The sequence below is a fragment of the Bhargavaea cecembensis genome, assembly GCF_000826125.2.
Classification (GTDB): domain Bacteria; phylum Bacillota; class Bacilli; order Bacillales_A; family Planococcaceae; genus Bhargavaea; species Bhargavaea cecembensis_B.
This window is the reverse complement of sequence record NZ_LN651373.1, coordinates 1,143,204-1,165,867: the sequence shown is the minus strand read 5'-3', so window position 1 is coordinate 1,165,867 and position 22,664 is coordinate 1,143,204. Positions and strand designations below refer to the sequence as shown.

Sequence of the window (22,664 nt, the reverse complement as noted above, 5' to 3'; positions counted from 1 at the left end):
TTGCCGCCTGCCTGGCCTGCCGGTCGGTTGTTGCCCTGGCCGCCTTGGCGGTTGCCGCCTGCCTGGCCTGCCGGTCGGTTGCTGCCCTGGCCGCCTTGGCGGTTGCCGCTTGCTTGGCCTGCCGGTCGGTTGCCGCCCTGGCCGCCTTGACGGTTACCACCTTGATTGCCCTGACGGTTGCCGCCGCCTTGACCCGCGGGACGGTTATTGCTGCGGTTGTCTTGTCCGCTGCCGCCAAATTTCTGATCCAGCTTGGATGTAGCGTTCCCGTCCAGCATGGACATATGATTTTTCACGTCAATATTCATCTTGCCGAGCTCATCGATCACTTCCCGGCTTGACTTGTTGACCTTGCGTGCGTATTCATGGACTCTGATCTTCGTCATTCGGTCACTCCTCCTCTTGTTCCCTCAGCAGGCTGGACAGCTTTTTTGCAAAACCGCTGTCCGTAATCGCCAGTACGACGCGCGCCTCCTTTCCGATTGCATGGCCCAGCTCGTAACGGGTGCCGAACGCATGCATGGGGATTCGGTAATGGGCGCTTTTGTCCCGGATTTTCCCGGCTGTATTGTCCGAAGCATCTTCCGACAGGATGACCAGCCTGGCCGATCCGTTGCGGATCGCCGACAGTGCCAGTTCCTCTCCCGTGGTGATCTTCCGTGCGCGCGCCGCGAGGCCGATCAAGTTAAATATTTTTTGCCGGCTCAGGTCGTTCATAACAGTTTTTCTCTCAGGATGAGGCGAAGAACCTCATCGTATAGTTCATCCGGCACCTTCACGCCAAGCTGGCTGTCCAGGGCTTTGCGTTTCCTTGCCTGCGCAACCGCCTCTTCAGACTTGGAGATATAAGTGCCGCGCCCTGATTTTTTTCCCGTCGGGTCGACGGACACTTCGCCCTCTTTCGAGCGGACAATCCGGATCATTTCTTTTTTAGGGAACATGCCGCCTGTGGCCGCACATCTCCGAAGAGGCACTTTCTTGCCGTTTGCCATCGTTTCCACCCTTTCCGGTCAGTCTTCGTCTGCCGGTTCCGCCGTGTCTGCTCCGGCAGCATCCCCGTACAGATCGACTTCACCGGCGTCCTCGCCGTCCGCTTCATCTCCGTACAGGTCGTAGTCAGCATCAGCGTAGGCATCCGCATCCTCTTCCCAGTCCGTTTCCGCGCCGTCCGGTTCCCCGGCCGGCTCTTCGGTGACCGTCCTCGGGTAGAGGCCGAGTTCACGGGCATCCGCCTCGCTCTTGATGTCGATTTTCCATCCGGTCAGCTTGGCCGCCAGGCGGGCGTTCTGGCCCCGTTTGCCAATGGCGAGCGAAAGCTGGTAATCCGGCACGACGACCGTCGTCGACTTTTCCTCCTCGTTCACGAGCACGTCGAGCACTTTTGCGGGGCTCAGCGCGTTTGCCACGAAAATTTCCGGGTTTTCGGACCACTCCACGATGTCGATCTTCTCGCCGGACAATTCGTCGACGATCGTCTGTACCCGGTTTCCGCGGGCGCCGACACAGGAGCCGACCGGATCCACGTCTTCGTTGTGGGCATGGACCGAGATCTTGGAACGGTCGCCCGCTTCGCGTGCGATCGATTTGATCTCGACGATGCCGTCGTAGATTTCCGGAACTTCCATTTCAAACAGCCGGCGCAGGAGGCCGGGATGTGTCCGGGAAACGAACACCTGCGGGCCGCGCGACGAGCGCTCCACTTTCGTGATGTACACTTTGATGCGATCGTGCGGCTTGTACGACTCGGAGGGGATCTGTTCATTCGACGGAAGAACGGCTTCCACCTTGCCGAGGCTTACGTAGATATTCCGCGGATCGAGCCGCTCGACGACACCGTTGACGATGTCATCCTGGCGATCGACATATTCGTCATAGATCATGCCGCGCTCGGCTTCCCTGACGCGCTGCGTGACGACTTGCTTAGCCGTCTGTGCGGCGATGCGGCCGAAATCGCGCGGGGTCACTTCTTCCTCCACAACGTCACCGATCTCATAGAGCGGGTTGATGACGCGCGCGTCTTCCAGTGAGATGTGCAAGTGGTCGTCCTCGACCTCCTCGACGACATCCTTGCGGGAATAAACGCGCATCGTGCCGGCATCCATATTGAGATCGACACGGACGTTCTGTGCCTGGTTGAAGTTCCGGCGGTACGCTGTGACGAGGGCTGTTTCGATCGCTTCAATCAGCACCTCACGGGAAATCCCTTTTTGTTTCTCCAGGGCGGTGAGCGCCTCAAGAAGATCACTGCTCATCTGCTATTCACTCCTATCCTGACTTTATGCCTAGAAATCGATGGCCAACCGCGCAAAGGCGATTTTGTCCTTCGGAATCACAAGCTTCACTTTGCGGGTTTTCACTTTCATCTCGATTTCCGCCCCTTCCTCGCCGTAGGAGAGAAGGTAGCCCTCAAACTCTTTGGCCCCGTCGACCGGCTCATACGTCCGGATATGGACGAACGAACCGACGGCATTGGCATAGTCCTGCTCTTTCTTGAGCGGGCGTTCGGCGCCCGGAGAGGAGACTTCAAGGAAATAATTCTGCGTGATCGGGTCTGCTTCATCGAGCTTCTCGCTGAGCTGTTCGCTGACGGCCGCACACTGCTCGATGTCAATCCCGCCGCCGGGTGTATCGATGAATACACGGAGGAACCAGTCGCGGCCCTCTTTGACGAATTCGATGTCGACGAGTTCAAGTCCCTCCCGCTCAAGAATCGGGGTGACCAGCTCTTCGACTTCAGATGTGATTTTGCTCATAACAACCTCCTTGGTTCCCGGAAAAAAGCTCTCGACAAACAGAAAAGAGCGGGAGATCCCACTCTTCTGCGCGCGACTATCCGAACTTGTTGAAACAATTTTACCATAGCCGAACAGGTGTTGCAACCGATCAGAACAGGGAAAGCTGGTTCGCTTCGGGCAGCCCTTCCAGGCACCCGAGCTCGTCCATATAGTCAATGATGGCCCTTGAAACGCGGCCCCTCTGCTGGAGGTCTTCCTTCGACAGGAACTCCCCTTCCTTTCGCGCCTCGACAATCTGCCGGGCGACGTTGTTGCCGAGTCCCGGAACGGCGTTGAACGGCGGGATCAGCGAATCGCCTTCGATGATGAATTCGGTCGCCTTCGATTTGTACAGATCGACCTTTCCGAACCTGAATCCGCGCTCGCTCATTTCCAGGGCAAGCTCGAGGACCGTGAGAAGGCTCTTCTCCTTCGGCGAGGCGTCCAGGCCCTTCCCTTCGATTTCGTCGATCTTCGCACGGATCGTCGCAGATCCGTTGTTCATCGCGATCAGATCGAAGTCGGATGCCCTCACCGTAAAGTAGGCCGCATAGTAAAGGAGCGGCTTGTGGACCTTGAACCAGGCGATCCGGACGGCCATCAGAACGTAGGCCGCCGCGTGCGCCTTCGGGAACATGTATTTTATCTTCTTGCAGGAATCGATGTACCAGGCCGGGACGCCCTTGGACGTCATTTCCGACTCGAATTCCGGGGTCAGGCCTTTACCCTTCCGGACCGATTCCATGATCTTGAAGGCGAGTGACGGCTCAAGCCCCTGGTAGATCAGGTAGACCATGATGTCATCCCGGCACCCGATCACTTCGGACAGCACGCAGGTCTTGTTGTGGATGAGTTCCTGCGCATTGCCGAGCCAGACGTCCGTCCCGTGGGAGAGGCCGGAGATCTGGACCAGTTCGGAGAACGTCGAGGGCCTCGTGTCCTCGAGCATCTGCCGGACGAAACGGGTCCCGAACTCCGGTATGCCGAGCGTGCCCGTCTTGCAACGGATCTGCTCTTCCGTCACGCCGAGCGATTCCGGTCCGCTGAAGATCTTCATGACTTCCGGGTCGTCGGTCGGGATTGTCTTCGGATCGAGGCCCGACAGATCCTGCAGCATCCGGATGACGGTCGGGTCATCATGGCCGAGGATATCGAGCTTCAGCAGATTGTCGTGGATGGAGTGGAAGTCGAAATGGGTCGTTTTCCACGAAGATTCCTGGTCATCCGCGGGGTACTGGACGGGTGTGAAATCGTAGATGTCCATCGTGTCCGGGACGACGATGATGCCGCCCGGGTGCTGGCCGGTGTTCCGCTTGACCCCGCTGCATCCCTGCACGAGCCGGTCGATCTCCGCTCCCCTGATGGAGAGGCCGTTGTCGTTCATGTATCCGCGCACATATCCATACGCCGTCTTTTCCGCGACCGTGCCGATCGTGCCGGCACGGTACACATAGTCTTCACCAAAAAGCTCTTTTGTATAATTGTGTGCCCGCGGCTGATATTCCCCGCTGAAGTTCAAGTCAATATCCGGAACTTTGTCGCCTTTGAATCCGAGGAACGTTTCGAACGGAATGTCGTGCCCGTCCTTCGTCATCGGGACCGCGCATTCCGGGCAGTCCTTCCTCGGCAAGTCAAATCCGGAACCGATGCTTCCGTCGGTGATGAATTCGGATTTCTTGCAGGACGGACAGACGTAATGCGGCGGCAGCGGGTTCACTTCCGTGATTTCCATCATCGTGGCGACGAGCGAAGATCCGACCGATCCGCGGGAGCCGACGAGGTAGCCGTCGTCCAGCGATTTTTTGACGAGCTTGTGCGAAATCAGGTAGATGACGCCGAACCCGTGGCCGATAATCGACTTCAGCTCTTTCTCGAGCCGCGCGGTGACGATTTCCGGAAGTTCTTCCCCGTAGATCGAGTGGGCCATCGTATAAGTCAGGTTTCGGACTTCGTCGTCCGCCCCTTCGATGACCGGGGTGAACAGCTCGTCCTTGATGACTTGCACGTCCCCGATCTGTTCGGCGATCCGCGCCGGATTGTCGATGACGATCTCCTCTGCTTTTTCTTCGCCGAGGAAGGAGAACTCTTCCAGCATCTCGTTTGTCGTCCTGAAATGGACGGCGGGCAGCGAATGCCGATTCAGCGGATTTGCGCCGCCCTGGGAACCGACGAGGATCTTCCGGTAGGCCGCCTGGTGCTCATCGACATAATGGACATTGCCGGTGGCGACGACCGGAAGTCCGGTCTTTTTGCCGAGCTTCATCATTTTGCGGATGATGTCTTCCAGATTCCATTCGTCCCGGACGAGTTCGAGTTCGATCAGATGCGAATACACCGGTTTCGGATGCACTTCGAGGTAATCATAGAACTTGGCGATTTCTTCGACTTCCTCAAGCGGTTTCTGCATGAGCCCCTCGAACACTTCCCCCTTGTCGCAGCCCGAGCCGATCAGCAAGCCTTCCCGGTGGCGCTGCAGGACGGAACGGGTGATCCGGGGAACCCGGTAATATGTCTCGGTGTGAGAGGATGAGACGAGCTTGAACAGGTTTTTCAGTCCTATCGAATCTTTGACGAGAATCGTGCAGTGTGACGGGCGGGCACGTTTGTAAGAATCGCCTCCGCCGATGTGAAGATTGAAGTCGTTGTGCCGGCGGATTTCAAGTGCCTCCGCTTCCTTCAGCAGGTAGATGAGCAGATGGCCGGTCGCTTCGCAGTCATAGATGGCCCGGTGATGCTGGGTGAGATCGATGCCGAACTTTTTGCAGAGCGTGTTCAGCCGGTGGTTCTTCAGCTCGGGATGAAGAAGCCGCGCGAGTTCAAGCGTATCGATGACAGGATGGGACTTTTCATCAATCCCCGCCTTTTTATACGCCTCATAAAGGAAGCCCATATCAAATGAGGCATTGTGCGCGACAAGGATGCCGTCGCCCGCAAATGCGCGGAACCGCTCCGCCACATCCTCGATCGGCGGGGTCCCCCTCACCATATCGTCGGTGATGCCGGTCAGTTCGATCGTCGTGGCGGAAAGGGGATGGCCCGGATCCGAGAAGCTCTCGAACGTGTCGATAATCTCCCCGTTCTTCACCTTGACCGCGGCCAGTTCGATGATCTTGTCATAGACGGCCGACAGACCGGTCGTCTCGACGTCGAAGACGATGAACTCCGCGTCCTCTAGATCCCTGTCCACTTCATCGTAGGCGATCGGCACTCCGTCGTCGACGAGGTTCGCCTCAAGCCCGAAGATGACTTTGATCCCGTGTTTCTTGCCCGCGGTATAGGCATCCGGGAATCCCTGGACGTTGGCGTGATCCGTGATGGCGACCGCCGGGTGTCCCCAGGCGGCCGCCTGGCGGACGATTTCGGATGCCGGGACGACGGCGTCCATCTGGCTCATGTTCGAATGGGCGTGGAGCTCGATCCGCTTCCGCTCGGCGGGTGCCGTATCTTTCCGGACTTCTGGCGCAATCTCCATGATATCCTGCGCCATCATGATCAGGTCCCGGACGAACGTGTCGTTCTGGATGGATCCTCTCGCGCGCACCCACGCGCCTTTTTTCAGACCGGTCATCGCTTCCGCGTCTTCCTTGTCCCTTGAGAACATCTTGACCTGGATCGAGTCGGTGTAATCCGTCACTTTCGCCGTCAGAAGGGAACGGCCGCTTCTGAGCTCCCGCACTTCGACGTCGAAGACGACCCCTTCGATCGTCACGCGCCGCTCCTCGTCCTGGATCAGGCGGATGCCGGTGATCGGCTCGTCCTTCTTGATCGGCAGCCCGATCGAAAACGGGCCTTCCGGTCTTCCGGATTCCTTCTTCTCTTTCTCCCTCTTCTGCATGTCGGCGAGCGCCCGGCTTGCGAGGGCCTCCTCTTCCGCCCTGCGCTGTTCCATGAATTTCTTCCGTTCCTCTTCCGCCTGGTCATCTTCCTCGCCGAGGATGAACTCGACCGGCAAAGACGGAAAACCGAACCCGGCATACCCTTCAGAAACGAGGCCGGCGTACTTCCCTTTCATCGTCTGCAGTTCGAGGTCACTGCTGCAGGTCAGCTGCAGCGACTGCCCGTTCCAGAGAGGAAGCTGCCCCGAGAGCCGTTCCCGGACCGGCGGCGACATGTCCGGGATTTCATCGAGCACATGCCGCCAGTATCCCTGCACGAGCTCAAGGTCCACTTCGGCATTCTCCGCACGGATATCCAGCAGGACGCGCGCCACCGGGCTAAACGCCACGTCGACCCGTTTTCTGAAGTCGGCGAAGACGGCGGCAGGAAGGATCCTGCCGACCGTCACACGGAAATGCCAGACGCGGGACTTCCTATGTACATCGAGCCGCTCAAGCGCGGCTCCTTCAAAATGCCTGACTGTCCCGTCATCGGTCATCCCAATATGCTGCAACAGAATATTGAAACGCATTTTAGGATCCTGTTCCAATGATCTACTCCCCTTTCGCGCCCGGAGAGAAAAAAGAAGGGAAAAGCCCCGGTGAGGCCATTCCCATTCTTTCCGAGCCGGTCATTTTCATCCGAAGAATGAACGGAGCTTGTCCGTCAGTTCTTCCTTTTTCCATTCAACCGTCTCTCCGGTCTTCCGGAATTTCACTTCCACGATTCCTTCCGCGGCTTTTTTCCCGACCGTGATGCGGAGCGGCAGGCCGATCAGATCGGCATCTGCAAATTTCACGCCTGCACGCTCCGGCCGGTCATCATACAGGCAGTCATACCGGTAAGAGGTGATCAGATGATACAGTTCATCTGCAAGCTGGCGCTGTTCCTCATCCTTGATATTCACCGGGATGAGATGGATGTCCGCCGGCGCCATTTCCTTCGGCCATGCCAGGCCGCTGTCGTCCTGGAATTGCTCGGCCATCGCCGCCAGGACCCGGGAAACACCGATTCCGTAGCAACCCATGATGTACGGCTGCTGCCGGCCGTTGTTGTCCAGGAACTTCCCGTCCATCGGCTCGCTGTAGGTCGTGCCGAGTTTGAAGATATGGCCCACTTCAATCCCTCTGGCAAATTTGATGACGCCTTTGCCGTCAGGCGACGGGTCGCCTTCCATGATGAAGCGGAGGTCTTCGTAGGAATCCGCCGAGAAGTCGCGGCCCGGATTCGTGTTCGTGTAATGCCAGCCCTCATCATTGGCGCCCGTCACGGCGTTGCGCATCGAACGGACGGCGTGATCGGCGATCATCCGGATGCCGGTCGGAAGCTTGACCGGACCGAGGGAACCGATGTCCGTGCCGGTTGCTTCCTTCACCTGTTCGGGCGTTGCCAGTTCGACGACTTTGGCGTCAAGCGCATTTTTCACTTTGATGTCGTTGATGTCGTGATCCCCGCGGCAAAGGACGACGACCGGTTCCTCATCGACGATGAAGACGAGTGTCTTGATGCAGTCCTCCGGCCGGACACCGAGGAATTCAGATACGTCCGCGATGGTCCGCACTCCCGGCGTCTCTACCTTGGAGATCGCCTTCTCGGCTTGCTCTGAGACCGGATAGTCGACATTCACTTCGGCCATTTCGATATTCGCGGCGTAGTCGGATGAATCACTGTAGGCGATCGTGTCTTCCCCGATTTCGGAGAGAACCATGAATTCGTGCGTGTCCTTGCCGCCGATTGCTCCCGAATCCGCAATGACGGAACGGAAATTCAGCCCGAGGCGGGTGAAGATATTCATGTAGGCCTGCTTCATGTCCTCGTATGTCTCATCAAGGCTTTCTTTCGTGTCATGGAAGGAGTAGGCGTCCTTCATGATGAACTCGCGCCCGCGCAGCAGCCCGAAACGCGGCCGCTTTTCATCACGGAACTTCGTCTGGATCTGATAAAGCGTGAGCGGCAGTTTCTTGTAGGACTTCACTTCGTCGCGCAGGAGCGAAGTGACCACTTCCTCATGTGTCGGGCCGAGGGCGAATTCCCGGTCATGCCGGTCGTGCAGCCGCATGAGTTCCGGCCCGTACGTGTACCAGCGGCCCGTCTCCTTCCAGAGTTCCGCTTGCTGGAGGGAAGGCATGAGCACCTCCGCACCGCCGATCGCGTCCATTTCTTCCCGGACGATCGCCTCGATCTTTTTCAGCATTTTCTTTCCGAGCGGCAGATACGAATAAACGCCGCTCGTGTTTTGCCGGATATAGCCTGCACGGAGCAGGTACTGATGCGAGCGGATCTCCGCATCGGACGGCGTTTCACGCAAAGTCGGAATAAAAGTTCTGCTTTGTTTCATCGAATTGTGCACCCCGGATCATCTAATGTATTTGTAGACTCATTTCCGCCAAACGGACGGCCGATTGTCTTTTCTCGGCACGCATTCACTGACGCGCTGAACTTGATCGGCCGGCATGGCGTCAGAAGAAGAATCGCTGGATATCGTTCCAGGTGACGACAATCATGAGCAGCATGAGCAGCATGATGCCGACAAGATGGACCATGCCCTCCTTGCGCTTGTCGATCGGTCTGCCCCTGACGGCCTCGAAGCCGAAGAACAGGAGCCGGCCGCCGTCAAGCGCCGGAAGCGGCAGCAGGTTCATGATGCCCAGGTTGATGGAGAGCACGGCGCCCCAGCTCATCAGGTTGAAGATGCCGTACTGGGCCACCTGGCCTGTCGCCTGGTAGATCCCGACCGGTCCGGACAGCGCATCGATCGAGAACTTGCCGGTCACGAGCATGCCGAGCAGTTCAAAGATGCGCTTGAACCAGAACCAGGTCTGCTCGCCGCCGTACACGACCGCCTTGAGCGGATCTTTTTCATAGACCGGTTCATGGATGACGCCGATCTGGCCGATCGTCTGTCCTTCCACATCGACCGCCTCGGCGGTCAGCGGAAACTTCAGATGTTCGCCGTCTCGGTTGACCCCGACATCGAGTTTTTCGCCGGGCCGGTCCTGGATGATCGCGGCGAAGGCGTTCCAGGAACCGATCGTCTTGCCGTCCACCGACTCGATGACGTCGCCGGGTTCAATCCCGGCGGTGACGGCCGGCCCGTCGTCCGTCACATCCTTGATGAGAGCCTCGTTCGTCGGAATGCCCTGGAACAGGCCGAGAAGCGTGAAGATGACGAAGGCCAGGATGAAGTTGAACAGCGGCCCGGCGAAAATCGTCAGGACCCGTGCGCCGAGCGGCTTCGCTTCAAACGTCCGGTCATAAGGCGCGATGAGCGTCTCCTGGCCTTTTTCAGAAATGACCGCTTTCCGTGATACCGGGTAGCGGACTTTCCGTTCTTCCTCGTCATAACCTTCAATAAACAGTTCCTTTTCCAGGTCGGCCCGTTCAACTTCCAGATAAAGCATATCCGGCGTCCGGTCATTCTGGTTCAGGACAATCCGTTCGGCTTTCCCGTCGCGGCCGAGGATCAGACCGATCCGGTGCCCCGGCTGGAGTTCGACCAGGTCGAAGTCCTCGCCGGCCATCCGGACATATCCGCCGAGCGGCAAAAGCCGGACCGTATAGAGGGTATCCCCCTTGGTAATGCCGAGAAGCTTCGGCCCGAAGCCGATGGCGAATTCACGGACCATGATGCCCGACCGTTTGGCAAACAGGAAATGGCCGAGTTCATGGAAAAATACAAGTGTGCCGAAGACGACAACAAATGCAATGATTGTTTGCATGGGCACCCACCTTCACCCGGTCTGAGCCGGATTTCATATCACATTATTTTACCATATCGAGGACACTTTTTCTTGCCTGCTTGTCCGCTGCGAGCACAGTTTCCAGGTCCGGCCGGCCGATCACGTCATGGCGGTCGAGCACCCGTTCCACAAGCCCCTCGATTTCCGTGAACGGAATCCGGCCTTCCATGAACAGGCCGACCGCCGCTTCATTCGCCGCGTTCATGACGGTCGTCGCCGTACCGCCGGTCCTTCCCGCCTCATAGGCGATCCGGAGGGCGGGATAGCGGTCCAGGTCGACGTCCTCGAAGTGGAGCGTTCCGATTTTGGCGAGGTCGAGCTTCTCCGTCCCTTTTCTCGGGAAACGGTCCGGCCAAGTGAGCGCATACTGGATCGGCACTCTCATATCCGGAGAACCGAGTTGCGCCATGACGCTCGTGTCGGCGAACTCGACCATCGAGTGGATGATGCTTTCCCTGTGCAGGAGGACATCGATCCGGTCATACGGCATATCGAACAGATGATGGGCCTCGATCACTTCAAGCCCTTTGTTCATCATCGTCGCCGAATCGATCGTCAGTTTGCTGCCCATCGACCAGTTCGGATGGGCAAGCGCCTGCTCGACCGTGACGCCTTCGAGATCTTTTCGTGAACGGTCGCGGAAACTTCCGCCGGATGCCGTCAGGATGAGATGGTCCACCCGGCCGGGGTCCTCCCCGTTCAGTGCCTGGAAGAGCGCCGAGTGTTCGCTGTCGACCGGCAGGAGGGACGCGCCGTGGCGGCGGGCCTCCTCCGTGACGATNTTCCCGTCGCGGCCGAGGATCAGACCGATCCGGTGCCCCGGCTGGAGTTCGACCAGGTCGAAGTCCTCGCCGGCCATCCGGACATATCCGCCGAGCGGCAAAAGCCGGACCGTATAGAGGGTATCCCCCTTGGTAATGCCGAGAAGCTTCGGCCCGAAGCCGATGGCGAATTCACGGACCATGATGCCCGACCGTTTGGCAAACAGGAAATGGCCGAGTTCATGGAAAAATACAAGTGTGCCGAAGACGACAACAAATGCAATGATTGTTTGCATGGGCACCCACCTTCACCCGGTCTGAGCCGGATTTCATATCACATTATTTTACCATATCGAGGACACTTTTTCTTGCCTGCTTGTCCGCTGCGAGCACAGTTTCCAGGTCCGGCCGGCCGATCACGTCATGGCGGTCGAGCACCCGTTCCACAAGCCCCTCGATTTCCGTGAACGGAATCCGGCCTTCCATGAACAGGCCGACCGCCGCTTCATTCGCCGCGTTCATGACGGTCGTCGCCGTACCGCCGGTCCTTCCCGCCTCATAGGCGATCCGGAGGGCGGGATAGCGGTCCAGGTCGACGTCCTCGAAGTGGAGCGTTCCGATTTTGGCGAGGTCGAGCTTCTCCGTCCCTTTTCTCGGGAAACGGTCCGGCCAAGTGAGCGCATACTGGATCGGCACTCTCATATCCGGAGAACCGAGTTGCGCCATGACGCTCGTGTCGGCGAACTCGACCATCGAGTGGATGATGCTTTCCCTGTGCAGGAGGACATCGATCCGGTCATACGGCATATCGAACAGATGATGGGCCTCGATCACTTCAAGCCCTTTGTTCATCATCGTCGCCGAATCGATCGTCAGTTTGCTGCCCATCGACCAGTTCGGATGGGCAAGCGCCTGCTCGACCGTGACGCCTTCGAGATCTTTTCGTGAACGGTCGCGGAAACTTCCGCCGGATGCCGTCAGGATGAGATGGTCCACCCGGCCGGGGTCCTCCCCGTTCAGTGCCTGGAAGAGCGCCGAGTGTTCGCTGTCGACCGGCAGGAGGGACGCGCCGTGGCGGCGGGCCTCCTCCGTGACGATCGTGCCCGCCGCGACGAGCGTTTCCTTGTTGGCGATGGCGATGTCCCGGCCCTTGCGGATTGCTTCAATCGTCGGCTCCAGGCCGAGGCTCCCGACGACCGCGCTGACGACCACGTCGGCATCGGATTTCGAAGCGATCTCGATCAGCCCTTCCCGCCCATGGACAAACTGGATGCCCGGAAACTCGCCGCTGAGGACGGCTGCGTCTTCGGCCCGGTCCACGGAAACGGCCTCCGGCTGTGTTTCCCGGATGATTTCGCGGAGCTTCCCGATATTCTTCCCGGCGGCAAGCGCCGTGATCTTGAACTGGTCAGGCGCTTCGCGGACGACATCGACAGTCTGAGTGCCGATTGAACCGGTCGCGCCGAGGAGACTGATCTTCTTTACCATATGAATCTTCCTTTCAGGTCATCCGACAAAATGAAGAAGGTTGAGGAGGGGCAAGACGAACAGCAGGCTGTCGAACCTGTCCAGGATCCCTCCGTGGCCCGGCAAGATCTTGCCGGAGTCCTTCACCCCGTAATAGCGTTTCAGCGCCGATTCGACGAGGTCGCCGATCTGGCCGGTGACCGAGGCGATGATCGTCACGACGATCAGGATCAGGTAGGAATCCGTCACCGGCATGAATACCTGGAACAGGCATGCGGCGGCCACGGCGGCGATGATGCCGCCGATAAACCCTTCCACCGTCTTGTTCGGCGAGATTTCAGGCCAGAGTTTCCTCTTCCCGAATGATCGGCCGGTGAAATAGGCGCCCGTGTCGGTCAGCCAGACGACAATCAGTGCATAGATGATGTATTCGATTCCCGCATCGCGGGTGATGATCAGATAATAAAAGCCGATGCCGAGATAGAGCATGGCCAACACGGTGAATGCCGCATGCTCGAAGGTGAACCGGTTTTTCACGACGACCGTGTAGATGAGCAGCAACAGCACGATCGCGTAAACGACTTCGATTTTCGTGAAGCCGGTGAACGATGTCACCGCATCGGCCCACTGCGGCTTCAGCATGAAGCTGAACAGCGCAAGGATCGCCAAGACCCCCGGGACGGAAACGATCGGGATATGCTTCATCCTCAGCAGTTCATACATGCCGACGGCCGCCATGGCGAAGACGAGCAGCGTGAACGGCAGTCCGCCGATCAGAACGAGCGGGACGAACAGGAGCCCGGCCACGACGGCCGTGATGATTCTCGTTTTCACTTGACTCCCTCCTTGCCGATCCCGCCGTATCGCCGGTTTCTCGCCTGGTAGACCCCGATGGCCTCCTGCAGGGCGGCTTCGTCAAAGTCCGGCCAAAGCGTATCCGTGAAAAAGAACTCCGTGTAAGCGAGCTGCCAGAGCATGAAGTTCGACAGGCGCACTTCCCCGCTTGTCCGGATGAGCAGGTCGGGTTCGGGAAGATGAGCGGTCATGAGTGACTCCGCAATCATGTCCTCGGTGATTTCATCGGGACGCAGCTTCCCTTCCCCGACGGAGCGGGCGATGGCCTTCATGGCATCCGTCAGTTCCGCCCGGCTGCCGTAGTTCATCGCAAAGTTCAGGATGAGACCGTCGTTTCCGGCCGTTTCATCCATCGCCCGCCGGATGGCCCGCTTCGTGTGTTCCGGCAGGCTTTCCCCGTTTCCGATCGTCTCCACCCGGACGTTCTGCTCGATCAGTTCCGGGAGATAGGTGCCGAGGAATTCATCCGGCAGCTTCATGAGAAACTCAACTTCGGGTTTGGGGCGTTTCCAGTTCTCAGTGGAGAAGGCGTACAGGGTCAGGACCTTCACTCCGAGCCGATTGGCCTCCCGCGTGATCTTGCGGACGGTCTTCATCCCCTCGTGGTGTCCCGCGATGCGGGGCAGTGCCCGTTTTTTCGCCCAGCGGCCGTTGCCGTCCATGATGATGGCGATGTGTCCGGGAACTCCGGCGCCGCCTGAATCCGGCGGCCCGGGCAAATCCGGCTCTTCGCGCCCGCCTATCTTGCGGATCAGTTTATCCAACATATTCTGAAATCCTCCACTCAACTGCAATTCGGGATTGTTGCCTTTGTCTATCATAGCAGTTTTCGCACCACTAAAAAAGGCGTCCTGTCAGATTAGGACGCCTGTGATAAAGAAATGGTTCAGTTGTCAAACTTCCATGATTTCCTGTTCTTTCTCCTTGGCGATCTCATCGATTTCGTCGATGTTCCGGTCGGTCAGCTTTTGGATGTCCTCGCTGTAGCCGCGCTGATCGTCTTCTGTCAGGTCGCCGCTCTTTTCAAGTTTCTTCAGGCTGTCATTGCCGTCGCGGCGGACGTTCCGGATGGCGATCTTCGCTTCTTCCGCCTCTTTTTTCACCAGCTTGGCAAGTTCCTTGCGCCGTTCTTCGGTCAGAGCCGGGATGGCGATGCGGATGACGTTCCCGTCGTTCGCCGGCGTGATGCCGAGGTCGGATTTGAGGATCGCCTTTTCGATGTCGTTGATGATCGATTTGTCGTACGGCTGGATGACGAGCAGCCGGGCTTCCGGCACGGAAATCCCCGCCAGCTGGTTGACCGGTGTCGGGGCGCCGTAGTAGTCGACGGTGATCCGGTCCAGGAGTGATGCGCTTGCCCGTCCTGCGCGGATGCTGGCAAGTTCCCTCCGGAATGCCTGGATCGATTTCGCCATTCGGTCTTTCGTTTCTTCGATGATCGCATTCACCATTACGAATTCCTCCTGACGACCGTCCCGATCGGTTCACCGAGGACGGCCCGTTTGATGTTCCCGTTTTCCATGAGCGAGAAGACGATGAGCGGGATATCATTGTCCATGCAGAGCGAGGAAGCGGTGGAATCCATCACTTGCAGCCCATCCTTGATGACGTCCAGGTAAGTGAGGGCATCATACTTCACCGCTTCGGTGTTCGTCTTCGGATCATCTGAATAGACGCCGTCGACGTTGTTCTTGCCCATCAGGATGACATCGGCCTCGATTTCGGCCGCGCGAAGCGCAGCGGTCGTATCTGTCGAGAAATACGGGTTCCCCGTCCCCGCGGCAAAAATAACGACACGCTTCTTTTCCAGATGGCGGATCGCCCGCCGGCGGATGTAAGGTTCGGCCACCTGCCGCATTTCGATCGATGTCGAAACGCGGGTTTCGATGCCGAGCTTTTCAAGTGCGTCCTGGAGGGCCAGCGAGTTCATGACCGTCGCGAGCATGCCCATGTAATCGGCCGTGGCCCGGTCCATGCCCATCTCGCTTCCGACCTTGCCCCGCCAGATGTTGCCGCCGCCGACAACGACCGCGACTTCCACGCCGAGGTCAACGACGTCTTTCACTTGCTCCGCTACGGACTTGATGATTTTCGGGGACAGTCCGAAGCCCTGTTCGCCTGCCAGCGCTTCCCCGCTCAATTTCAGGACGACTCTTTTATATTTCGGTACGCTCATGAGGTCTCCTCCATCATCGCTGTTTTTTATCGAAAAATAGGGAACACCGATTTCGTGTCCCCCATTCAAGTATTCGGCTGAAGGTCAGTTGCCCTTCACTTGGTTCATGACTTCGGCTGCGAAGTTGTCTTCGCGCTTCTCGAGGCCTTCGCCGACTGCATAGCGGACGAATGCTTTCAGTTCGCCGCCGGAAGCCTTGACGAAATCACGGACTTTCTTGTCAGGGTCTTTGACGAACTGCTGATCGAGCACGCAGATTTCTTCGAAGAACTTGCCGAGGCGGCCTTCGACCATTTTAGCGACGATGTTTTCAGGCTTGCCTTCGTTGAGCGCCTGTTCTGTGAGGACTTTGCGCTCGTGTTCCACTTCCTCTTCGGACACTTGGTCGCGGGAAATGTATTTCGGGTTGAGGGCTGCGATGTGCATGGCCACGTCTTTCGCAACGCTTTCGTCCGTCGAGCCTTCGAGGAGGGTCAGGACGCCGATGCGGCCGCCCATGTGGATGTAGGCGCCGAACGCGTCGTTATCCGTTTTTTCAAAGAGTTCATAGCGGCGGAGCGTGATTTTCTCTCCGATTTTCGCAACTGCGTTGGAGATGTGGTCGGCCACGGTGTTGCCGTTTTCCATCTTAGTGGAAAGTGCAGCTTCAACGTCAGCCGGCTGTTCCTTGATGAGCTGTGCCGCAAGCTCGGAAACGAGTTGCTGGAATGCTTCGTTCTTTGCGACAAAGTCAGTTTCCGCATTCACTTCAAGGATGACTGCGCGGTTGCCTTCGACTTCGACTGCCACGGAACCTTCCGCTGCGATGCGGTCGGCTTTTTTCGCTGCGCTCGAAAGTCCTTTTTCACGAAGGAAATCAACTGCGGCATCCATGTCGCCGTCTGTCTGGGTGAGGGCTTTTTTGCAGTCCATCATCCCTGCGCCTGTTTTTTCGCGGAGTTCTTTAACCATTTGTGCTGTTACTGCTGCCATTTGGCATTCCTCCCGGTCATATCATGATTTATGTGAGGCGGTTCCGTTTCCGGACGCCCGGTTCACCTGATTTGTTCAAAAAAGGCGATAAGGGACTATGAGCCGCTTATCGCCTATCCTGGCTGTCTTACTCGGCTGTGACTTCCTCGGCCTGAGCTTCGACTTCCGCTTCTTCTTCGCCTTGCTTCGACTCGACGAGAGCGTCTGCCATTTTGCTTGTGAGCAGGCGTACCGCGCGGATTGCATCATCGTTTGCAGGGATGACGTAGTCGATTTCATCCGGGTCGCAGTTCGTATCGACGATACCGACGATCGGGATGTGCAGCTTGCGGGCTTCCGCCACTGCGATGCGCTCTTTGCGCGGGTCAACGACGTACATGACGTCAGGGAGACCGTTCATATCGCGGATGCCGCCGAGGAATTTAACGAGACGTTCATGTTCTTTTTTAAGCTGGATGACTTCTTTCTTCGGAAGCACATCGAAAGTGCCTTCCTCTTCCATGCGCTCGATGTCCTTCATGCGCTTGACGCGCTTCTGGATCGTGCCGAAGTTCGTGAGGAGGCCTCCGAGCCAGCGTTGGTTGATGTAGTATTGGCCTGCGCGTTCCGCTTCTTCACGGATTGCGTCCTGGGCTTGTTTCTTCGTGCCGACGAAGAGCACTTTGCCGCCTTCAGCGCCTGTTTGACGCATGAAGTCGTATGCTTCCTCGAGTTTCTTGACCGTCTTTTGAAGGTCGATGATGTAGATGCCGTTCCGTTCGACGAAGATGTATTTCTTCATCTTCGGGTTCCAGCGGCGTGTTTGGTGGCCGAAGTGTACGCCGGCTTCCAGGAGTTGCTTCATTGTGATGATCGCCATGTGTGTGTTACCTCCGTTTTGGTTTTATTTTTCCTCCGCGCCGTTCATCCTTCCGGGCGGCCTCTCGGCACCAGCCCATCCGTCCCCGCGCGTGTGTATTCACACCATTTGACAATATACCACGGATCCCGAGGAAATGCAAGAACAAAAGCGTAGCGGGCCGGTTAGACCCGACAGGCATAAGGCAGGATGCAGAGCGAAGCCTGCTTCGCGGCGTATCATGACTTATGACCCCGAGGGTCTGGCCCGTGAAGCTGGATGGAACAAAAGCGTAGGGCGCCTGCACAGAGGCGACAGGCATAGGGCAAAGATGAACAATGACGTTTCTGGCCACGGAGCAGCTTGGACGGATGATTCCGAGGGCCTGCCGGATTTCCGCTTCAGGCGCTCGCTTTCCGCGGGCGAGCGCCGAGCCGCTTCGTCGCTGCGCTTCTGCAGGGTCTCGGCTGTCTCGCTTTCCCGCAGGAGTCGGCGCCTTCCGCTGCAATCCCGGTTTGTGTGTCCGCGAAATATCCGCCGCCCGGGTGAATGGCTGCAAGGTGAATGAAACCGTGAGCGACACTTTTAATAGCGGTAGTTCAAGGCGAGCGGCAACTCGTTCGAAGGCGCACAAAGTGTTTTCAAAGGCGCAGTTCTTTGTGTGGTTTTTCTGGAGGCAAGAGGGGCGGTTTCGAAGGCACGCGCACGGTTTTCAGAGGCGCAGTTCCTCGGATGAATTTTCCGCAGGCGCATGGGACGTTTTCAAAGGCGCAGTCCCGTTTTCCGGAGGCGCGTTTCCTATGAGGGATTTTTCAGAGGCGCGCGGAACGTTTTCAGAAGCGCAATCGGTCGTCATCTGGATTTTTGCAGTCTATGAAAGCCCGCCCATTCTTCAGAGAGGAAGGAGAAGAAATCCGCGAGACACCTGTGGGAAAAGCTAATATGATTGCACCCGGCCTCGCTCCGATAACTCCAATTACACTCAGCCCCGTTCCGCTTACACTCGGCGGTCTTCCGATCACACTCGGCCCTGCTCCGATGACACTCGGCGGTCCTCCGATCACACTCGCGTCGTCCCTCCATAACCGAGGAATTCTCACAAAATCTTGAACCCGATTGAGGCCGACCCTCGTGACCGCTCGGAGGATTTTCGCGGCCGCTTCGGTCAATTTCGCGGCCGCTTTCTTCATTCCCGCGGCCGCTTGCCGACCACCACACTCTTATATATCCACACGCCGGAAATTCTTTGCCCAACAAAAAAGCGGACTGTCCGGTGGTGGCCGGACAGTCCGCGGGAGATCCGCTTAGCGGATCACTTGGATTTGAGTTCCTCGAGCTGGGCGAGGAATTTGTCGTTGAGCACTTTGATGTAGGTTCCCTTCATGCCGAGGGAGCGGGATTCGATGACGCCCGCGCTCTCGAGTTTGCGGAGGGCGTTGACGATGACCGAACGGGTGATGCCGACGCGGTCGGCGATCTTCGATGCGACGAGGAGGCCTTCGCTGCCGTCGAGTTCATCGAAGATATGCTCGATCGCTTCGAGCTCGCTGTAGGAAAGGGAATTGATCGCCATCTGGACGACCGCTTTGCTGCGCGCTTCCGTTTCGATTTCCTCGGATTTTTCGCGGAGGATTTCCATGCCGACGACCGTTGCGCCGTATTCCGCAAGGACGAGGTCGTTTTCCATGAACTCGGTCTTCGCGCGTCCGAGGATCAGTGTGCCGAGACGCTCGCCGCCGCCGATGATCGGAACGATTGTCGTGAGCGCGTCCTGGAACAGGTCCTTGTTCTCAACCGGGAACACGGTGTGTTCGTTGTTGATGTCGAGGTTCGGGGATGTTTCCATGACGTTGAAGAGGTTTTTCGTATATTCTTCCGGGAACTGGCGCTTCTCAAGCATTTCCTGCATGCGCTCGTTCTGGATCTCTTGATGGATCGTGGCTCCGAGGAGTTTGCCCCGGCGGCTTACGATGAAGACGTTGCAGCCGATGACATGAGAGAGGGTGTCCGCCATCTCCTTAAAGTTGACCGGTTTCCCTGCCGATGCCTGCAGCATCGAGTTGATCTCTCTCGTTTTGTCTAAAAGTGACATATTCGTTATTCCTCCTAAAGATGGGTGTGTGTCGTTGGTGAATATTCTAAAGGTTTTTAATCGTTTTGGAAACCAAAACGATTCGTTTACAGGATAAATTGTGACAGATCTTTGTTCTTGACGATTTTGTTCAGCTTTCCATCGACATATTCCGGGGTGATCTGGATGGAAGCCGGCGCGATGTCCGATGCCTGGAAGCTGAGGTCTTCCAGCAGCTTCTCCAGAATCGTATGCAGCCGCCGGGCCCCGATGTTCTCGGTCTCCGTGTTCACTTCCGTCGCAACTTCCGCGATGCGGGCGATGGCGGCGTCGGTGAACGTGACCTCCACCCCTTCCGTCGCGAGAAGGAGTTCATATTGCCTGATCAGCGAGTTGTCCGGCTCTTTCAGGATCCGGATAAAGTCGTCTTTCGTCAGCTTGTCGAGCTCGACCCGAATCGGGAAACGGCCCTGCAGTTCGGGGATGATGTCGGACGGTTTCGAAATATGGAAAGCGCCGGCGCCGATGAACAGCATGTAATCGGTGCGGACAGGTCCGTATTTGGTCGTGACGGTCGTTCCTTCGACAATCGGAAGGATGTCCCGCTGAACCCCTTCGCGGGAAACGTCTGCCGAGGAAGAACTGCCTTGGCGGGACGCAATCTTGTCGATCTCGTCGATGAAGATGATGCCGTGCTGCTCCGCCCGGTCAATCGCCTCCTGAGAGATTTCCTCCCGGTCGACCAGTTTTTCCGCTTCTTCAAGGGCGAGCACGCGCCGGGCATCCTTGACGCGCATTTCCCGCTTCCGCTTCCGCTTCGGCATCAGGTTGGAGAGGGCGTCCTGCATGTTCATGCCCATCTGCTCCATCCCGGATCCCTGCATCGCATCCAGGAGCGAAGCCGGTTCTTCCGAAACTTCCACCGTGACAAGCTTCTCCTCCAGCTTGCCCTGCTTCAGGTCTTCCCGTACGGATGAACGTTTAACCCGGATTTCCGGATCTTCCTCCGTCTCTTCACGGACGGCGCCGTTTTGTCCGAAGAGCATTTCAAACGGGTTTTGACCGGTGCGCTCTTTTTTCAGGGACGGCACAAGCAGCTTGACGAGCCGTTCTTCCGCAAGCTCTTCGGCGCGCCCTTTCACTTCTTCCATCTTTTCGCTCCGCACGAGGCGGAACGACGCTTCGACCAAGTCCCGGACCATCGACTCGACGTCGCGGCCGACATAGCCGACTTCGGTGAACTTCGTCGCTTCCACCTTGAGGAACGGGGCGTCGGCGAGTTTGGCGATCCTTCTTGCAATCTCCGTTTTCCCGACGCCGGTCGGCCCGATCATGAGAATGTTCTTCGGGATGATTTCGGCCCGTTCCTCTTCGGTGAGCAGGCTCCGCCGGTAACGATTGCGCATGGCGACCGCGACGGAGCGCTTCGCTTCTGCCTGGCCGACAATGTGACGGTCCAGCTGTTCAGTCAGCTGCTTTGGGGTCAGCTGCTTGAAATTCTTCATCAGCCGATCACCTCCAGGATAATCCGGTCGTTCGTGAATACACAGATATCCGCAGCCGTCTCGAGGGCTGCCCTTGCGATCTCTTCTGCCCCCAGCCGGTCACCGGCAAACTTTTTCAGCGCCCTTCCGGCGGCGAGCGCATAGTTTCCGCCCGAGCCGATCGCCAAAATGCCGTCGTCCGGCTCGATCACTTCTCCGGAGCCGGATACGAGGAGCATCGATTTCTCATCCATCACGATCAGCATCGCTTCGAGCTTCTGCAGCATTTTGTCCCCGCGCCATTCTTTGGCGAGTTCCACTGCCGCCCGCTGGAGGTTGCCGTCGTATTCCATCAGCTTCGCCTCGAACAGTTCAAACAGAGTGAAGGCATCGGCGACGGAGCCGGCAAATCCGGCCACGACCTTGCCGCCGTAAAGCCTTCTCACTTTCCGTGCGGTATGCTTCATGACGACCTGATTGCCGAGGGTCACCTGACCGTCTCCGGCCATCGCCCCTTTGCCGTCATGCTGGACCGCGAATATCGTGGTTGCATGCAGTTCCATGCCACTCCTCCTCTTCTTATGCTCTCGGGTGGGCATTCATGTATGTGTTCCTGAGATGGTCTTTTGTGACATGCGTGTACACCTGCGTCGATGAAAGGCTCGCATGGCCGAGGAGTTCCTGGACCGATCGCATGTCGGCTCCGTTGTTCAGCAGATGAGTCGCGAATGTGTGCCGGAACATATGGGGGTGGACCGGCGAATGAAGCGCGGCCCGTTCCACCATCCCGTCCAGTATGTAGCGGACTCCCCTGTCGGTGAGCGGCGTGCCCTTCATATTGACGAACATCCGGTCATGCTTGTTCCCCTTCGCGATCCTCGGGCGTGCTGCGGACAGATAATTCTCGATCGCCTCATGGGCATAGTGGCCGAACGGAATATACCGCTCCCGGCGGCCCTTCCCCATTACCCGGACGATATCGAGCGAGGTGTCCGCGTCCGTGACCGAGAGCCCCGTCAGTTCGGAGACCCGCATCCCGGTTGCATAAAGCAGTTCCAGAATAGCGAGGTCGCGGAGTTCCTTCGGGGCCGTGCCGCGGTTCGCCTCGAAAAGCCGCTCCATCTCTTCTTCATAGAAGAACTGGGGCAGCCTCTCCTCTTTCTTCGGATGGAAGAGCGAGCGGAAGGCACTGTCGTCGATCCCGTGCCTTGCGCTCGCAAACTTGAAGAATGACCGCAGCGAAGAAATCTTCCTCGAAATGGTCGGCCGCGACAATCCGCGATCATACAGCCGCGTGACGAACAGACGCGCCTCCGGATATCGGATGTCAGACTCCTCGCCGAGCCCTTCGCCCTCAAGGAATGCAAAAAACTCCTCGATGTCTTTTCCGTAGCCATCTACCGTCAACGGGGAAAAGTTCCGTTCGAGCCGGATGTATGCCTGGAATTCCTCTGCGGCTTCCCTCAGTCTGCCGTCCATCCCATCACCTCTCCGGTAAAATACAAAAGCCTCTAAAGTATAAGACATTTAGAGGCTTTGCACAATTAATCCGCTATTGTATTCGAGAAATTTCGAATTGTGCCGAGCGCGCGCTCAGCTTGTTTTTCCGCGCGCTCCGCTTTCTTCCGTACTTTCTCCCCGAGCGGCGGG

At 57.8% G+C, this 22,664-nt stretch carries 19 protein-coding genes and 2 pseudogenes; all 21 read right to left on the bottom strand.

Annotated features, from left to right (window positions below):
* On the bottom strand, window positions 1-386 hold a 386-nt coding region (locus BN1189_RS11265; RefSeq protein WP_040228139.1), incomplete at its 3' end, for a translation initiation factor IF-2 N-terminal domain-containing protein.
* A gap of 4 nt (window positions 387-390) precedes the next feature.
* Window positions 391-708 (bottom strand): YlxQ family RNA-binding protein, encoded by a 318-nt coding sequence (locus tag BN1189_RS11260; protein ID WP_040228144.1) that lies wholly within the window; start codon window positions 706-708, stop codon window positions 391-393.
* A 5-nt stretch (window positions 709-713) separates the two neighbouring features.
* On the bottom strand, window positions 714-992 hold the full coding sequence (rnpM, locus tag BN1189_RS11255) for an RNase P modulator RnpM (protein ID WP_040228138.1): 279 nt from the start codon (window positions 990-992) through the stop codon (window positions 714-716).
* A gap of 18 nt (window positions 993-1,010) precedes the next feature.
* A complete protein-coding gene (gene nusA, locus BN1189_RS11250) occupies window positions 1,011-2,252 on the bottom strand; it encodes a transcription termination factor NusA (protein WP_052455824.1) in 1,242 nt (413 codons plus the stop codon).
* A 30-nt stretch (window positions 2,253-2,282) separates the two neighbouring features.
* Window positions 2,283-2,753: a ribosome maturation factor RimP gene (gene rimP, locus BN1189_RS11245; RefSeq protein WP_040228137.1), complete on the bottom strand. Its 471-nt coding sequence runs from the start codon at window positions 2,751-2,753 to the stop codon at window positions 2,283-2,285.
* A 130-nt stretch (window positions 2,754-2,883) separates the two neighbouring features.
* A complete protein-coding gene (locus BN1189_RS11240; RefSeq protein WP_040228136.1) occupies window positions 2,884-7,182 on the bottom strand; it encodes a PolC-type DNA polymerase III in 4,299 nt (1,432 codons plus the stop codon).
* A gap of 105 nt (window positions 7,183-7,287) precedes the next feature.
* Entirely contained in the window at window positions 7,288-8,988 is a 1,701-nt protein-coding gene (locus tag BN1189_RS11235) for a proline--tRNA ligase (protein WP_040228134.1), read from the bottom strand.
* Between the two features lie 121 nt (window positions 8,989-9,109).
* A complete protein-coding gene (rseP, locus tag BN1189_RS11230) occupies window positions 9,110-10,369 on the bottom strand; it encodes an RIP metalloprotease RseP (RefSeq protein WP_040228132.1) in 1,260 nt (419 codons plus the stop codon).
* A 43-nt stretch (window positions 10,370-10,412) separates the two neighbouring features.
* Window positions 10,413-11,177: pseudogene (gene dxr, locus BN1189_RS11225) on the bottom strand (1-deoxy-D-xylulose-5-phosphate reductoisomerase); the annotation flags it as partial.
* Window positions 11,178-11,246: 69 nt separating this feature from the next.
* Window positions 11,247-11,447 (bottom strand): annotated as a pseudogene (locus BN1189_RS16895) (site-2 protease family protein); the annotation flags it as partial.
* Window positions 11,448-11,490: 43 nt separating this feature from the next.
* A complete protein-coding gene (locus tag BN1189_RS11220; RefSeq protein ID WP_040228131.1) occupies window positions 11,491-12,639 on the bottom strand; it encodes a 1-deoxy-D-xylulose-5-phosphate reductoisomerase in 1,149 nt (382 codons plus the stop codon).
* A gap of 18 nt (window positions 12,640-12,657) precedes the next feature.
* A complete protein-coding gene (locus BN1189_RS11215) occupies window positions 12,658-13,452 on the bottom strand; it encodes a phosphatidate cytidylyltransferase (protein ID WP_040228129.1) in 795 nt (264 codons plus the stop codon).
* The gene (locus BN1189_RS11210) at window positions 13,449-14,240 is read right to left on the bottom strand and encodes an isoprenyl transferase (RefSeq protein WP_040228128.1); all 792 of its coding nucleotides are present in this window, start codon (window positions 14,238-14,240) and stop codon (window positions 13,449-13,451) included. Before BN1189_RS11210 ends, BN1189_RS11215 begins: the two co-directional genes overlap by 4 nt.
* Before the next feature lie 126 nt (window positions 14,241-14,366).
* Window positions 14,367-14,924, bottom strand: a complete 558-nt coding sequence (gene frr / locus BN1189_RS11205) for a ribosome recycling factor (RefSeq protein ID WP_040228126.1) — start codon at window positions 14,922-14,924, stop codon at window positions 14,367-14,369.
* Window positions 14,924-15,649 carry a UMP kinase gene (pyrH, locus tag BN1189_RS11200; protein WP_040228124.1) on the bottom strand — a complete coding sequence of 242 codons (726 nt, stop codon included), beginning with the start codon at window positions 15,647-15,649 and terminating at the stop codon, window positions 14,924-14,926. Before pyrH ends, frr begins: the two co-directional genes overlap by 1 nt.
* An 84-nt stretch (window positions 15,650-15,733) precedes the next feature.
* A complete protein-coding gene (tsf, locus tag BN1189_RS11195) occupies window positions 15,734-16,621 on the bottom strand; it encodes a translation elongation factor Ts (protein ID WP_040228123.1) in 888 nt (295 codons plus the stop codon).
* Between the two features lie 127 nt (window positions 16,622-16,748).
* Complete coding sequence (gene rpsB / locus BN1189_RS11190; protein WP_040228122.1) at window positions 16,749-17,480, bottom strand: 30S ribosomal protein S2; 732 nt, start codon at window positions 17,478-17,480, stop codon at window positions 16,749-16,751.
* A 1,291-nt stretch (window positions 17,481-18,771) separates the two neighbouring features.
* Window positions 18,772-19,551, bottom strand: coding sequence for a GTP-sensing pleiotropic transcriptional regulator CodY (gene codY, locus BN1189_RS11185; protein WP_040228121.1), 780 nt, complete (start codon window positions 19,549-19,551; stop codon window positions 18,772-18,774).
* Between the two features lie 86 nt (window positions 19,552-19,637).
* Window positions 19,638-21,035 carry an ATP-dependent protease ATPase subunit HslU gene (gene hslU, locus BN1189_RS11180; RefSeq protein ID WP_040228119.1) on the bottom strand — a complete coding sequence of 466 codons (1,398 nt, stop codon included), beginning with the start codon at window positions 21,033-21,035 and terminating at the stop codon, window positions 19,638-19,640.
* Window positions 21,035-21,577, bottom strand: coding sequence for an ATP-dependent protease subunit HslV (gene hslV, locus BN1189_RS11175; RefSeq protein ID WP_040228118.1), 543 nt, complete (start codon window positions 21,575-21,577; stop codon window positions 21,035-21,037). Before hslV ends, hslU begins: the two co-directional genes overlap by 1 nt.
* 16 nt (window positions 21,578-21,593) lie before the next feature.
* The gene (gene xerC / locus BN1189_RS11170; protein WP_040228116.1) at window positions 21,594-22,493 is read right to left on the bottom strand and encodes a tyrosine recombinase XerC; all 900 of its coding nucleotides are present in this window, start codon (window positions 22,491-22,493) and stop codon (window positions 21,594-21,596) included.
* Between the last annotated feature and the right edge of the window lie 171 nt (window positions 22,494-22,664).

Coding starts and splice junctions, on each gene's coding strand:
- rpsB (WP_040228122.1), bottom strand. CDS start 17,480: ATGGCGATCATCACAATGAAGCAACTCCTGGAAGCCGGCGTACACTTC.
- pyrH (WP_040228124.1), bottom strand. CDS start 15,649: ATGAGCGTACCGAAATATAAAAGAGTCGTCCTGAAATTGAGCGGGGAA.
- BN1189_RS11210 (WP_040228128.1), bottom strand. CDS start 14,240: ATGTTGGATAAACTGATCCGCAAGATAGGCGGGCGCGAAGAGCCGGAT.
- BN1189_RS11235 (WP_040228134.1), bottom strand. CDS start 8,988: ATGAAACAAAGCAGAACTTTTATTCCGACTTTGCGTGAAACGCCGTCC.
- rseP (WP_040228132.1), bottom strand. CDS start 10,369: ATGCAAACAATCATTGCATTTGTTGTCGTCTTCGGCACACTTGTATTT.
- codY (WP_040228121.1), bottom strand. CDS start 19,551: ATGTCACTTTTAGACAAAACGAGAGAGATCAACTCGATGCTGCAGGCA.
- frr (WP_040228126.1), bottom strand. CDS start 14,924: ATGGTGAATGCGATCATCGAAGAAACGAAAGACCGAATGGCGAAATCG.
- hslV (WP_040228118.1), bottom strand. CDS start 21,577: ATGGAACTGCATGCAACCACGATATTCGCGGTCCAGCATGACGGCAAA.
- BN1189_RS11220 (WP_040228131.1), bottom strand. CDS start 12,639: ATGGTAAAGAAGATCAGTCTCCTCGGCGCGACCGGTTCAATCGGCACT.
- xerC (WP_040228116.1), bottom strand. CDS start 22,493: ATGGACGGCAGACTGAGGGAAGCCGCAGAGGAATTCCAGGCATACATC.
- BN1189_RS11240 (WP_040228136.1), bottom strand. CDS start 7,182: ATGCGTTTCAATATTCTGTTGCAGCATATTGGGATGACCGATGACGGG.
- rnpM (WP_040228138.1), bottom strand. CDS start 992: ATGGCAAACGGCAAGAAAGTGCCTCTTCGGAGATGTGCGGCCACAGGC.
- rimP (WP_040228137.1), bottom strand. CDS start 2,753: ATGAGCAAAATCACATCTGAAGTCGAAGAGCTGGTCACCCCGATTCTT.
- hslU (WP_040228119.1), bottom strand. CDS start 21,035: ATGAAGAATTTCAAGCAGCTGACCCCAAAGCAGCTGACTGAACAGCTG.
- nusA (WP_052455824.1), bottom strand. CDS start 2,252: ATGAGCAGTGATCTTCTTGAGGCGCTCACCGCCCTGGAGAAACAAAAA.
- tsf (WP_040228123.1), bottom strand. CDS start 16,621: ATGGCAGCAGTAACAGCACAAATGGTTAAAGAACTCCGCGAAAAAACA.